Genomic DNA, 14,068 nt, shown 5'->3' with positions numbered 1-14,068 from the left:
TTCAATAACAATGTTTTTCCATGGTTATTCCACAGGCACCAGCTTGCCAATATCTTCTATTGTCTCAACTACTAATTTTACCACAACTTTTTGGTCTGTTTCCAGTAAAAGCTCTATTTCTTGATCCACTATTTTTGCTCCCTTTGAGATATTGAGGTTTTCCAACACTTTTTTTTGGATCAGAGATATGGCCTCTTCCTTTTTATAAATTTTCTTTTCTATATCTACTTCATGATATGTAACTACTACAATTTCACCAGGTATTTCAAAGTAGGGTAATTTAGGAGGCTTTTTGATTTTAGTTTCAGTCTCAAAGTTCTTAAACTTGCTATCTAATGACCCTTTAAACACTATTTTTCTATCAGGTAGATTTATATAATAAGCCCTTTCTGTAGCACCTGTTCTATGTTTTATTGTTTCCTCTAAATTAGCGCTGCCCTGTCCTTCATACCACACTCTTGCCCTTACTATGCCCTTTGCTCTTACCTTTTTTAGTTCTTGAGGTATAATTTCTTCTTGAGTTTCTTCTTGCTCATCTATAATTTGGGGAATTATTACTCCAGAAATAAGCATTTGCCCCTTTTCTACTGTATCTCCAACCTGAATAAGGGGTTGACCCATTAATACTAGGATTTCTTGAATTATTCCATCCTTGGTTGCTATTAAATGCTTAGGATCCTTATCCAGATATTCTTCCCTGGGTAATTTTCTTTCCACAACTTCAATTCGTACTTTAGTTCCTTGAAATTCTAATCCTACCCATGATATTTCTGGGATTTGAGAAATTATTTTTCTTTCAACTTCTTCCACGTCAATACTTCTTTTATAAATACCAGCCCTTAATCCTGACTTATCAGCAATCTCTATTATCTGATCCTTTTCTATTAAAACTAATTCTTCGTGACTATGTACATCAAGAAACCACACAAAGCTAGATAATATATACATGGTTGCTACAAATATCATACTTCCTATGATTAATAATTTTCTCTTCTTTATTCTACTCCAATAAAAAGGCAATCCCCTCTTGTCTAATATTTTTATCTTAGAGCTAGTTTGCCTAACAATAGACCGTATGGCCCAAAAATCATGGAGTGGTATTTTAAACTGTATCTTTGTTGCAGAAAAACTTTTTAAATCTCTAAGAGTTATGCCCTTGCTAATGCTTAAGTTAATAAATCTTTCAACAGGTCCTTCTATCATAATTACAACATAACCAAATATAAATAATAAAAGCTTTTTTAGCTGCATTATTCGCCCCCCTTTGCTCAAAAAGCACGAAAACCATCCCCTTGGTTAATTACCCTTGGTTAGTTACTGGTTATCTTAATCCTCAAATGATACTTGTGAGATTTCCCCGTAAATAGTTATTTCTTCAGGTAAAATGGAATTAATTATTAATCCCCTACCATCAATAATTAACTCCCCACCAGTTATGCTTATACGTATTCTTTCACTTGAATATTGAATTACACCTTTATGACTTTCAATAGTAATTTCATTGTTGCCAATCAAAGTTAGTTTTGGTATATCCATAATGATTTCCTTTGGTAAATCCAAGGTATCGGCTAATGTTTCTCTCAATTTGTTCCTTGGTTTTTTAGAATTATCGTTTTTACTCAATGGGCACCCCCTCCTCTTATTAAATCTATGCAGTAAAAAGAAGAGTAATTATAAAAATAACTATATATTTTATATATAGTAGTGAAGCAAAAAAAGTCGCCTGTTAAGGCAACTTTTTTAATAATTATCTTATGGGTCTTTTTGATCTGGGAGGTTGCAAGACCTCTGACATGATAACAGCATTCACAAGAGATCGGCTATCTAAGTCAAAATTCCATCCATTAGATGAGGATTCTTCTCTGTCTTCTATGGATGCCTTTTCCAACTTATCCGCTTTTCTTTTTGACTTATCTTCTCCTCTATATCCTACCTTATGAAGTTGCTTCTGGTATCTGTTCATCTCATTTGCTGGTTGAACTTCTTCCAGCTTAACTTCGTAGGATTTTACCGTTTCTTGTTTATATTGGTCTGGATCAAAATCCCAGGGAACCTCCTGGTGGGGCTTAACCTCTTCATATCTATAGTGCCTTGTACCAGGGTCTTCAGTAGTTACTACTCTTCTTCTTTGTGCCCGAGCCTGTTTTTTCTGTGACTCTGAAAAGGCACGATACGCCATGTAAAGAATGAATATTATAATCCACAGAATATCCACAAAGAGTCACCTCCTAGGATTATTTGGTTAAATCTTTATTATTCCTATCACTATTTGATCCTTTGGAAATGGCATCTCTCATATCTGTATCAGAAACAATATTTTTCATATTAAAATAATCCATTACTCCCATGTTTCCTTCTCTTAGTGCCTGAGCCATTGCTTTTGGCACTTCTGCTTCTGCTTCAACAACTTTAGCTCTCATTTCTTGAACAGCTGCTCTTTGTTCTTGCTCTTTGGCAACCGCCATTGCTCTTCTCTCTTCAGCTTTTGCTTGACCTACTTTTTTGTCAGCTTCAGCTTGATCTGTTTGTAAAGTAGCACCTATGTTTCTACCGACGTCTACATCCGCAATATCAATTGATAGGATTTCAAAAGCTGTACCTGAATCAAGTCCCTTTTCTAATACCGTACGGGAAATTAAATCTGGGTTCTCAAGGACTGCCTTATGATTAGCGGCTGAACCAACAGTAGTAACAATACCTTCCCCAACACGAGCAATAATAGTTTCTTCACCTGCACCACCAACAAGTCTTTCAATGTTGGCCCTAACTGTTACTCTTGCTTTAACCCTGACTTCAATACCATCCTTGGCAACTGCCGAAATAGAAGGAGTTTCAATAACCTTTGGGTTTACACTCATTTGTACCGCTTCCAGTACATTTCTACCTGCCAAATCAATAGCTGCAGCTCTTTCAAAAGGCAAAGGAATGTTTGCCCTTTCTGCAGCAATTAATGCATCAATCACCCTGTCAACATTACCTCCTGCTAGATAATGGGCTTCAAGTTTGTTAGCTCCAGTTTCTAAGCCAGCTTTTTCAGCTTTGATAAGAGGCCCAACTATTCTACTTGGAACAACCCTTCTTAATCTCATCCCGACTAGGGTCATAATACCTATCTTTACACCTGCAGCTAAAGCTGAGATCCAAAGCCCAATCGGAATAAAAGTAAATAGAAAAGCAACAAAAACAAAAATTAATACAAAAAATATTAAACTACTTACAGCTACAAAATCAAACATAATATATACCTCCTAAATTTAAGAATCCTGTTTGCCCAATGACTACCGCCCCTAAGACATAAATCTGACTAAGTGGCGGTACATCCAGCTATGCACATACTGAACACTAATGAACAAGTTCATAAGTGTTACTAGCGTGGATAACGGTTTCTAACCGCAGATGTATGGAAACCTCCATCTGACGCTAAGAATCCTGTCTATCGACAATAACTCTGGTTCCTTCTACTCTGATTATCTTTACCGTTGAACCCGAAGGAATAAAACCACCTTCAGTAACCACATCTACTCTTTTATCACCAATTTTCACAGCGCCTGATGGGCGTAGTGGTGACAAGGCTACACCTTCTAAACCTATAAGATCTTTCAGTTCAATGGTAGGTGCATTATAGCCTTCTTCGCTCACCTGTCTATCACCTAGTATTAACCGTTTCCATACATTCCTAGTCGGCAAGAATTTCACACTTATAGCTAGTAAGATACCTGTTCCTATTATTGCTACTACAAGGGATGTAACTCCATGGTTAACTGTAGGGGAAGCAATAATGATGCCTGCGATTAGTGCTATAACTCCTCCAATACCAGCTAAACCAAAGCCAGGAATAATTAACGCTTCTACAGCTAAAAGAATAACCCCAAGAATAAACAAGAGAACTGCTTCAAACCCTGTTATTCCTGCTAAAATATGACCCATGAAATATAAACTTAATGAAGCCAATCCTATTGTACCTGCTACTCCAAATCCTACGGTGAATATTTCCAAAACAAGACCTGCAATTCCAATAGTTAATAAGAATGTACTAAAATAAGGATTGGTAATCCAGCGAACAAACAATTCAGCAAACTCAGGTTCTAATTCTACTGTAGGATTATCTGCATAGCCATATTGCTCAAGAACATCCTGACGGCTAGGCAATATATCATCAATCATTCCAAGTTCTAAGGCTCTTTGGGGAGTCAATGTTAGTAATTCCCCTTTTTCTACAACACCGGGTATTTCCAATTCGGCATCTGCCATTGCCCTTGCAATAAGCTCATCTCTTCCATTTTCCTCTGCTGCTGCCTCTAACTGTCCAACCCAGTATGATAATGTCTTAGCATCAGCTAATTCGCCACCTACTTGGGGTTCTGCTGCTCCCATGGTGCTACCGGGAGCCATAACAAGAGTATCGGATACCAATGCAATTAAAGCTCCAGCTGAAATTGCACCTTCTTCAACATACGCTATGGTGGGTATTTGAGATCGATGTATGGTATTTCTTATTTCAACTGCTGACCACACAAGTCCTCCTGGAGTATCTATTTCCAGCAAGACAACAGCGGCATTATTCTCTGCAGCTTCATCATATGCTCTGTTAATAAATGTCTGGGTTCCACCATCTATAGTCCCTTTAACTGGCACTATGTATACCGGAGAAGTTTCTTGTGCCAGTATGGGAAAACTAGAGATTAATATAAGAATAACACAAAGAACCCAACCAACTTTGAATATATTTTTCATATTTTATCCCTCCGGTAATATTATTTTCCTGTAGCTGTTATTAAATGTACATTTTTTAATAAAACTGATCTGGTTTTTTGAAAAAATAGCCCAGTATAATTATTACCAGGCTATTTCTTAACTTTGCTGAATTAAATTTTCCTGCTTTACCATCATGAATTATGATTAGCTTGATTCCGATTTAAACTTACATACATCCCTTACCCGTTACTTGCGATTAATCATGTCCAATACGTTTAGCAATCGCTAAGATGTCGAGGAGGGTCGAAGAACATACAGATTTACTATTTAAATTTTCTTTTTCTAGCAGCTTCGGATTTTTTCTTACGTTTCACACTTGGCTTTTCGAAGTGCTCTCTTTTACGCACCTCAGACAATACTCCTGCTTTTTGGCAGTTTCTTTTAAAACGGCGGAGCGCACTATCTAGAGTTTCATTTTTACCAACTTTAACTTCGCTCAATCTCCATATCCCTCCCTCCACAACTAACCATTAACGTAAATAAAAAGAAAATGACAAAGCAGACTAACATAGCAATTATACTATACTATTTTTGCCAACGTCAACCCTAGGTACACACAGGAAGTTTTTTGCCGGCCATTAAATGATAGTGGAGATGAAAAACCACTTGCCCTCCATCTTCTTTACAGTTATTTACCAACCTAAAGCCTTGATCTGCAAAGCATTTTTCATTGGCAAGTTTAATTGCAACCAGATGTATTTTTCCAATAATCCCAAGATCTTGTTCTGTAACCTCAGTCATATCAGAAATATGCTTTTTAGGAATAATTAGTATATGTACTGGTGCTTGTGGGTTTACATCATTAAAAGCCAAAACATCTTCATCTTCGTATACGATTGTACTTGGTATCTCTTTATTTATAATTTTACAAAATATACAATCAGACATCAAGTATCACCTCCCTTGTCAGAAGTCAGAATTCAATTCGGAAGGCAGAATCCCTTTGTTTGAATTCTAGAACCCAATTCAAATAAGCTTTGCATATACTTCTTTGTTTTCTCCAATTTTTTCTAGCTTAACTGTTACAATTTCTCCAGTTATATCCTGCTGTAAACTTTTTTCAAACTTTGTCTTTAAGTAATTGTCAGTATGACCTTCCCAGCTATTATTTGATAAATTTTCAACTAGAACTTGGCCTTCTTTACCCAAAAATTTGCCTGCATATTGTTTCCACAACTCATAGGATAATTTCATTAGATGGCTACTTCTTAGTGTTTTAATCTCTGATGGCACCTGGTTAGAATAATCTGCAGCAGGTGTGCCTTTTCTAGGAGAATATTTGAAAACATGCAGATCAGCAAAACCTATTTCCTTAATAAATTCTGCAGAATTAGTAAAATGATCTTCTGTCTCTCCAGGAAAACCCACTATTACATCCGTTGTAAATGCTGCATCTGGTCTTTTAGCCCTAATGTCTTTCACTAGTTTTCTGTAATGATCCAAAGTATATCTTCTTCCCATCTTTTTAAGTATGAATTCATCTCCACTCTGTAGGGGAATGTGGTAATGGGAACAAATCTTTTCATTTTGAGTCATCAGGTTCAGTAAATCTAAACTAATGTCATCAGGATCAAGTGAACTTATTCTAAGCCTCTTTAGCTTATCGATCTTAACAAGTTCATTAATTAAATAAAATAAATTCTTACTATCTGTTAAATCCTTACCATAAGTACCTAGATGTACTCCTGTTAATACAATTTCTTGAAATCCATTAGCCACAAGTTGCTGAATTTCTGCAATTGTATTATTAAAATCTCTGCTTTTTACTGGCCCCCTAGCATAGGGTACAATGCAATAAGTACAAAACCTATCACATCCTTCCTGAATTTTCAAAAAGGCCCTAGCCCTGGATGGTTTGAAAATAGGTAATTCTTCGAATTCTCTATTACTGTTACTATCAGCTATGAACTTTAATTGATTTCCTTTCTGAGCGTTTTCTACTATCTCCACTATTTTTCTTCTATCTTTAGTACCTAATACAATATCCACACCTTCTATTTCTTCCACTTCCTTGGGAGAAACCTGGGCATAACAACCTGTTACTGCAACAATTGCCTTTGGATTATTTTTTACTGCTTTTCTGATAAACTGTCGCGATTTTCTGTCACCTAGATGGGTTACTGTACAAGTGTGAATCAAATAAACATCTGCCTTTTCAGCAAAATCAACTATTTCATAACCCTTTTCTTTAAATAATTCTTTAATACCTTCTACTTCGTACTGGTTTACCTTACACCCAAGAACATGTACTGCAACCTTTTTGTCCACAATTTAGCCTCCTAAATCACCCAGTTCATATAGTATCATAGTCAAAACTGCAAGGCTGGCAGTTTCAGTTCTAAGTATCCTCGGTCCCAAAGTAACCGGATGAACACCATTATCCAGAGCCATTTGAATTTCATCTTTGTCCCAGCCCCCTTCGGGCCCTATAAAAAAACCAACACTTTTAGGTATTGATGTCTTGAAAGACTTCAATACCTGGCGCAAACCTCTCTTTTCCTCTGCCTCATAAGGTATTAGAATAAGCTGTGAGTTTAATTGAGAAAATATGCTTTTATAGCTTATCGGTTCGCTAACTTTCGGAATATATGCCCTGCCTGATTGTTTGCAAGCCTCCTGGGCAATTTTATTCCAACGCTCCACTTTCTTCTTGACCTTTTGGTTATCAATATGTACAATTGTTCTTCTGGTTATAATAGGAACAATGTTTTTCACACCTAACTCAGTAGCTTTTTGGATAATTAGCTCAAGCTTCTCCTTCTTCGGTAAAGACTGATATAGGGTGACTTCTATTGGTGGTTCTGTATTTGCCATTTTTTCTTTATGTAATTCTACCAGTATTCTATCATGATCGACATCAATTAGAACACCAGTAGCTTTATTGCCAATTCCGTCAAATAAACCTACAATAGCACCTTCTTTAAGGCGCAGTACATTAGCAATATGATGAGCTTCTTCCCCTAATATTTCCATTTTATTGTTCTTTAAGTCATCAGTTGCACTTGTTAATACTTTGGGAATATGAAACTGGTACAAATAATCATCACCCTTTAGTTGCGACAATCCCTCTCCAAGCATTGTCTGTAATAACTTCAACTAACTTAAAACCTACTCCTTGGAGCTTATTTATTACTCCATCCTGCCTATCTTCAATAATACCTGAAGCAATAAATATTCCGGAGGCTTCAAGTTTATCATAAGCATCTTCTGCCATTTCAATTATTACATCTGCTATTATATTTGCCACTATCATCTGAAATTTATTAGGAATTGTCTGAAGTAGATTTCCCTGGCTTACCTCAACTACATCCTGAACCAGGTTCCTTTTTACATTAATTTTTGCAATCCTTACTGCTAGTGTATCAAGATCCACAGCATTTACACTACCTGCACCCAATTTTGCTGCTGAAATGGCTATTATTCCTGAACCAGTACCAATATCCGCTATACTCCAACCAGGTTGCAGATATTTTTCCACAGTTTTTATACACATCATAGTAGTTGGGTGATTACCTGTACCAAATGCCATGCCAGGGTCTAGCTTTACGATTATTTCCCCCTCTTCAGGTGTATAATCTTCCCACCCTGGCACAACCACTATCCTTTCACTTATCTTTTGAGGCTTATAGTATTCCTTCCATGAGTTAGCCCAATCCTCTTCTTGTAATCTACTAAGGCTTACATCGGCATAAAAGTCTTCAAAAAAACCACTTAGAGCTGCCAATGCTCCATTAAATTGTTCTAAAAGAAGGGGGAGTTTCTCATCAACTGGCAGGTAACCTTTGACAACCACATGTTCAGCCTCCACAATCTCCATAGGAAACTCATGGGCATCCCATATATCTTCTTGTACATATCGGTTTATTAAGTTTGGGTCTTCAATTACAACCCCTCCAGCTCCTACCTCATAAAACAGATTAGTCACCGATTCCTCCATTACCTCAGTTGTAGTAACAGAAATCTCCTGCCAATGCATTTACATACCCCTTTTCGTAAGAAAACTTAACCCATGAAAGCATCTTTAACCTTTTCAAAAAAACCTTTACCTCTACCAGCATCATTATTACTTGTCAAAGTTTTAGAAAACTCCTTAATTAACTCTTTTTGCTTTTCATTTAGATTTTTGGGTACTGAAACCTTTACCCTAACATGCTGATCTCCTCTTCCATAGCCCCTTAGCTTTTGTACTCCCTTGCCTTTTAATCTAAATGATGTCCCAGTTTGAGTTCCCTCAGGTATTTTTAACTTAATATCTCCATCCAAGGTTGGAATTTTTACTTCGTCCCCAAGCATTGCCTGGATGATTGAAATGGGATAATTACACCATATATCATCACCTTGACGTTCAAATAATTTATGGGGCTTAACTGTTATATATACGTATAAGTCCCCTTCTGGTCCTCCATTAGCTCCAGGTTCTCCTTCACCAGTTACCCTAAGCCTTGACCCTGTATCAATTCCAGCTGGAATAGTTAATCCAATTTTCTTTTTCTGTTTAACCCTTCCTTGTCCATAGCATGCATCACATGGAGTTTCTACGACCTTACCAGTACCATGACAATTATGACAGGTTTTGATAGTTTGGAAATGTCCAAGAACGGTCTTTTGAGTTGATTTCACTTGACCTGTACCTTTACAAACCTTACAGCTACTCGGAAAAGTTCCGGCTGCTGACCCTGTACCTTCACATTCTGAACAGGTTTGCAATTTTGGAAGCTCAATTTCCTTTTCTACTCCAAAGGCTGCTTCTTTTAAGGTAATCTCCAAATCAAGCCTTAGATCTGAACCCTTTTGTGGACCTCTTCTTGCACCTTGACCCCCAAAGCCTCCACCAAAGAACATATCAAATATATCTTCGAAACCGCCAGCTTCACCATATCCGGCACCACCACCGAATCCCCCATTTTGGGTACTAGCATGACCAAACTGATCATATCTAGCCCTAGCTTGAGAATCCTTTAATACTTCGTAAGCCTCGGACACTTCTTTGAATTTAGCTTCTGCTTCACTATCTCCTGAATTAACGTCAGGATGGTATTGTCTTGCCAACTTCCTATAAGCCTTTTTTATTTCCTCTTCTGAAGCATTACGTGATAACCCCAATACTTCGTAATAGTCTCTTTTGCTCACTTTTTAAAGTCAACCCCCTAACCTACCTCACATTTAACCAACTGTCTTAGCACAATTTCTATTTGAAAATGAAATAAATCCAGGGGGCTGTAGACTTGCGCCCCCTAGAGTTTCAGTTTTCAAAAATATTACTTATCCTGATCTTTCTTATCTTACTTATCTTCTTTATCTTCATCATTTACAACTTCATAATCTGCATCAACAACATCATCTTTTGCTTCTTGTGTACCCTCAGGATTTTCTGCCTGCTGGTTTTCCTGAGAAGCTTTTTCGTACATTTTTGTTGATACTGTATATATGGCTTGTGATAATGCTTCTGTTTTACTCTTTATATCTTCTACATTATCTGATTTAACTGCTTCTTGCAACTCATTTTTAGCCTTTTCTATATTATCAACATCTTCTTTGTCAATTTTACCTTCTGATTCTTTGATTGTTTTTTCAGCTTGGTAAATTGCAGAATCAGCTTGGTTCTTAGCTTCTACCTTTTCTTTCAATTTCTTATCTTCTTCAGCATGTTTTTCTGCATCTTCTACCATTTGGTTAATGTCTTCATCAGCCAAGCCGCCAGTTGCTTTAATTGTTATCTCCTGCTGTTTACCTGTACCTAAATCTTTAGCTGAAACATGCACTATTCCATTGGCATCTATGTCAAATTTAACTTCAATTTGTGGCACACCCCTTGGAGCAGGTGGAATTCCAGACAATTGGAACCTCCCCATGGTTTTATTATATGTTGCCATTTCCCTTTCACCCTGAAGCACATGAATATCTACACTTGTCTGGCCATCTGCTGCAGTTGAGAAAATTTGACTCTTAGAAGTAGGAATAGTAGTGTTTCTTTCAATTAGCTTGGTGAATACTCCACCTAAAGTCTCTATGCCTAACGAAAGGGGAGTAACATCTAGCAATAATACATCCTTGACCTCTCCTGCTAATACTCCTGCTTGGATTGCTGCACCTAATGCTACACATTCATCAGGATTAACACCCTTATGGGGATCTTTACCAAGAATGCCTTTAATCGCTTCTTGTACTGCTGGAATCCTCGTGGAACCACCCACTAAAATTACCCTATGAATATCTTTAGCTGACAGCCCAGCATCAGATAGGGCTTGCTTAGTTGGCCCTATAGTCTTTTCTACAAGATCAGCTGTTAACTCATCAAACTTTGCACGGGTCAAGGTGATATCTAGGTGTTGTGGTCCTTCAGCTGTAGCTGTTATAAATGGTAGATTAATGTTGCTTTGGGTTACACTAGATAATTCCCTTTTAGCCTTTTCTGCTGCTTCTTTTAGTCTCTGTACAGCCATTTTATCTTTGCTTAGGTCAATGCCTGTTTGCTTTTTAAATTCTGCAACAAGATATTCAATAACCTTATCATCAAAGTCATCTCCACCTAGACGGTTATTACCACTAGTTGCCTTAACCTCAAATACTCCTTCTCCTAATTCAAGGATAGAAACATCAAAAGTTCCTCCTCCAAGGTCAAAAACTAGTATTGTCTGATCTTCACCCTTTTCAAGGCCATAAGCTAGGGCAGCTGCAGTTGGCTCATTGATAATCCTCAACACTTCTAGGCCTGCAATTTTACCTGCATCTTTAGTAGCTTGACGCTGACTATCTGAGAAATAAGCTGGAACAGTAATAACTGCTTGAGTCACCTTTTCCCCAAGATAGTTTTCTGCATCTGTTTTAAGCTTCTGCAAGATCATAGCTGAAATTTCTTGTGGTGTATATTTTTTATCCGCAATATCTACTTTATAATCTGTACCCATCTGTCTTTTAATTGATAGGACTGTCCTATCAGGACTAGTAATTGCTTGTCTCTTAGCAACCTCACCAACTAATCTTTCCCCATCCTTTGTTATACCAACAACCGATGGTGTAGTTCTATTACCCTCTGCATTTGGTATAACTACAGCTTCCCCACCTTCCATTACGGCCAAGCAGGAATTTGTTGTTCCTAAATCAATACCTATAACTTTACTCATAATATATGCCTCCTAACATTTTTTTGATACTGAGACCATGGATGGTCTAATCATTTTACCATTAAGTAAATATCCCTTTTGAACCTCATCTAAAACTATATTGTCCTCTGAATCTGTTACTTCTTTTTGCATTACTGCTTGATGAATCTCTGGGTCAAATTCTTTACCTTTGCAGTCAATACATTCTAGCCCCTTACTCTGCAGTACATCCCAGAATTGAGAGTTTATCATTTCAATTCCCTGAATAAAATTCTCCAAATCCCCTTTTTGTTTCCCAGCTTCTAAAGCTCTATGAATATTATCAAGCACAGGCAACAAATCCTCCATAATACCCCTTGCTGCCAAGCTTCTCATATCTTCTTTTTCCTTGATGGTTCTTTTACGGAAATTTTCAAAGTCAGCCTGTAGCCTTTGAAATTGGGCTTGTATTTGTTTTTCAGATTCTTCTTTTTCCTTTAGAAGCTCCTGGGTTTTGGTATATTCCAGAAACAATTCCTCGTTAGACATTTCTTTAATATCCTCATTAGTATTTCCCAAGTTTTCATTTTCTGAATTTTGGTTTTCCATGTCATCAAAATTGTCTTCCTTAATAATCAACTATCTCACCCCATTTCAAAAATCAAATTCTTCATTAGCTCTATTGTCAGCAGATCTATCGGCTCTTTTTTTAATAATTGTATCTATCCTTAGTATTGCTTCAGCAATTTCTCCAGCTGCCTTAAGAGCATAAATTTTAACCAATACAGGATCTACTATGCCAATAGTTCTCATGTCAATAGCCTGACCAGTATCACAATCAATAGCATATCCGGTATTACCCTTTTGCTTTTGAAGTGCTAATACATCTCCTTGCTTTTCAAGGGGATTAAAACCTGCATTAAAGACAATTTGTGAAAAAGGTTTTTTTAGTGCTTCTACAACACAGTTGATACCATAGACTGCCATACCCCTTACCTGTTCTCTATTGTTTTCCAAGAAAGAGGCAGCAGCTAACTCTATTGAGCCTCCACCTGGAACTATTCCTCCCTTTATTGCAGCTTGTAATGCCGCTGCAGCATCCTTGGCAATTCTCTCTCTCTCGCCTACAACTTCTTCAGTAGCTGCACCAACTAAAATTGTAGCCATTGGTTTTCCAGACCCATCTAAAACTCTAATCTGTTGAAGATGTTCATCCTCATAAGCCTTTTCTGTTTTCCCAAGGTAATTTCTTAATTCATCTACCGTCTTTTTTAATCCTGTTCTTTTAATCATTCTAGCCCCTGTGAACTCAGCTGCCTTTTTTAGTTCCTTATGACTCACCCTTTGGACAGCCATGATTCCTGCATCAATAAAAAACTCTTCTGCCAAATCATGAATACCTCTGTCAACTACTACTAACCCCACATTAAGCTTAAGTAGTTTTTTTAGATTCTCCTGAAATTCTTCCTGGAGCTTTATGAATCTGTTAAATCCAGCTTCATTACTTAAAGCTTCTTCATCTAGTTGTTCAGGTTCTAAGGCATCATCGATAAATAGAACAGAACAACTTGATAGCTCCCTTGGCATATCCTGGGATACTCTTTCTTTATTAATAATGCATCCCTTAATTAATTGATTGTCAGCCCCATGCTGGGCAAAGATACAATCAGACAATTTAAAATTACTATCTAAAAGTTTTTCTCTGCCAATCATATTAGCAGCATCAAATACCAGTTCTGCAATATCATCATTACCTCTACCTGCTACCCAAGATACCTCCTTTAAAACAGAATCATCTAATCTCTCAATAACTGTTGCACTATCCTTGAAATATTGTACAGCCATCTTTATACCTGCTTTGATACCTTCTATAACCCTTGTTACTGGGACACCTCTGTTAATCTGTTCAAGGCCCTCTGTAACCAGCGATCCTGCCATAATTGATGCCGTGGTGGTGCCGTCTCCTATTTCGTCCTGCTGAGCTTTAGCTGTATTTATCATCATTCTTGCTGCTGGATGGTTTACTTCCATTAGCTCTAGGATAGTTACCCCATCATTTGTAATGACAACATCTCCAAATTTATCCACTAACATGGTGTCTAGCCCTTTTGGCCCTAATGTGCCTTCAACTGCCGAGGCAATTGCCTTGATTGCATTGGTATTGGTAGAAAGAGCCGCTAGTCGCTCATCTACCTCGATATCCTTACTCACTTGCTTGATACTCATTCTTT

Annotated in this window: 14 protein-coding genes; all 14 read right to left on the bottom strand. The window is 37.3% G+C overall.

What is annotated here, in order from left to right:
• Positions 1–24: 24 nt before the first annotated feature.
• Positions 25–1,251 (bottom strand): hypothetical protein, encoded by a 1,227-nt coding sequence (locus APF76_13775; GenBank protein ID KUO51434.1) that lies wholly within the window; start codon positions 1,249–1,251, stop codon positions 25–27.
• Positions 1,252–1,326: 75 nt separating this feature from the next.
• On the bottom strand, positions 1,327–1,623 hold the full coding sequence (locus APF76_13770; protein ID KUO51433.1) for a hypothetical protein: 297 nt from the start codon (positions 1,621–1,623) through the stop codon (positions 1,327–1,329).
• Between the two features lie 124 nt (positions 1,624–1,747).
• Positions 1,748–2,215 carry a hypothetical protein gene (locus APF76_13765; GenBank protein ID KUO51432.1) on the bottom strand — a complete coding sequence of 156 codons (468 nt, stop codon included), beginning with the start codon at positions 2,213–2,215 and terminating at the stop codon, positions 1,748–1,750.
• A 19-nt stretch (positions 2,216–2,234) separates the two neighbouring features.
• Positions 2,235–3,236: a hypothetical protein gene (locus APF76_13760; protein ID KUO51431.1), complete on the bottom strand. Its 1,002-nt coding sequence runs from the start codon at positions 3,234–3,236 to the stop codon at positions 2,235–2,237.
• 184 nt (positions 3,237–3,420) lie between these two features.
• Positions 3,421–4,734 carry a hypothetical protein gene (locus tag APF76_13755; GenBank protein ID KUO51430.1) on the bottom strand — a complete coding sequence of 438 codons (1,314 nt, stop codon included), beginning with the start codon at positions 4,732–4,734 and terminating at the stop codon, positions 3,421–3,423.
• A 284-nt stretch (positions 4,735–5,018) separates the two neighbouring features.
• Entirely contained in the window at positions 5,019–5,195 is a 177-nt protein-coding gene (locus tag APF76_13750; GenBank protein KUO51429.1) for a 30S ribosomal protein S21, read from the bottom strand.
• Positions 5,196–5,301: 106 nt separating this feature from the next.
• Positions 5,302–5,643, bottom strand: a complete 342-nt coding sequence (locus tag APF76_13745) for a histidine triad nucleotide-binding protein (GenBank protein KUO51428.1) — start codon at positions 5,641–5,643, stop codon at positions 5,302–5,304.
• Between the two features lie 78 nt (positions 5,644–5,721).
• A complete protein-coding gene (locus APF76_13740) occupies positions 5,722–7,023 on the bottom strand; it encodes a tRNA (N(6)-L-threonylcarbamoyladenosine(37)-C(2))-methylthiotransferase MtaB (GenBank protein ID KUO51427.1) in 1,302 nt (433 codons plus the stop codon).
• A 3-nt stretch (positions 7,024–7,026) separates the two neighbouring features.
• Entirely contained in the window at positions 7,027–7,791 is a 765-nt protein-coding gene (locus APF76_13735; protein KUO51480.1) for a hypothetical protein, read from the bottom strand.
• A 7-nt stretch (positions 7,792–7,798) separates the two neighbouring features.
• A complete protein-coding gene (locus tag APF76_13730) occupies positions 7,799–8,731 on the bottom strand; it encodes a hypothetical protein (protein ID KUO51426.1) in 933 nt (310 codons plus the stop codon).
• 26 nt (positions 8,732–8,757) lie between these two features.
• The gene (locus APF76_13725; GenBank protein KUO51425.1) at positions 8,758–9,885 is read right to left on the bottom strand and encodes a molecular chaperone DnaJ; all 1,128 of its coding nucleotides are present in this window, start codon (positions 9,883–9,885) and stop codon (positions 8,758–8,760) included.
• A gap of 152 nt (positions 9,886–10,037) precedes the next feature.
• Positions 10,038–11,879: a molecular chaperone DnaK gene (dnaK, locus tag APF76_13720; GenBank protein ID KUO51424.1), complete on the bottom strand. Its 1,842-nt coding sequence runs from the start codon at positions 11,877–11,879 to the stop codon at positions 10,038–10,040.
• 12 nt (positions 11,880–11,891) lie between these two features.
• Positions 11,892–12,476, bottom strand: a complete 585-nt coding sequence (locus tag APF76_13715) for a hypothetical protein (protein KUO51423.1) — start codon at positions 12,474–12,476, stop codon at positions 11,892–11,894.
• Positions 12,477–12,491: 15 nt separating this feature from the next.
• A complete protein-coding gene (locus tag APF76_13710; GenBank protein ID KUO51422.1) occupies positions 12,492–14,063 on the bottom strand; it encodes a chaperonin in 1,572 nt (523 codons plus the stop codon).
• Between the last annotated feature and the right edge of the window lie 5 nt (positions 14,064–14,068).

Source organism: Desulfitibacter sp. BRH_c19, assembly GCA_001515945.1.
Lineage (GTDB): Bacteria > Bacillota > DSM-16504 > Desulfitibacterales > Desulfitibacteraceae > Desulfitibacter.
The sequence above is the reverse complement of the archived record's forward strand: the minus strand, read 5'-3'. Positions and strand labels throughout refer to the sequence as shown.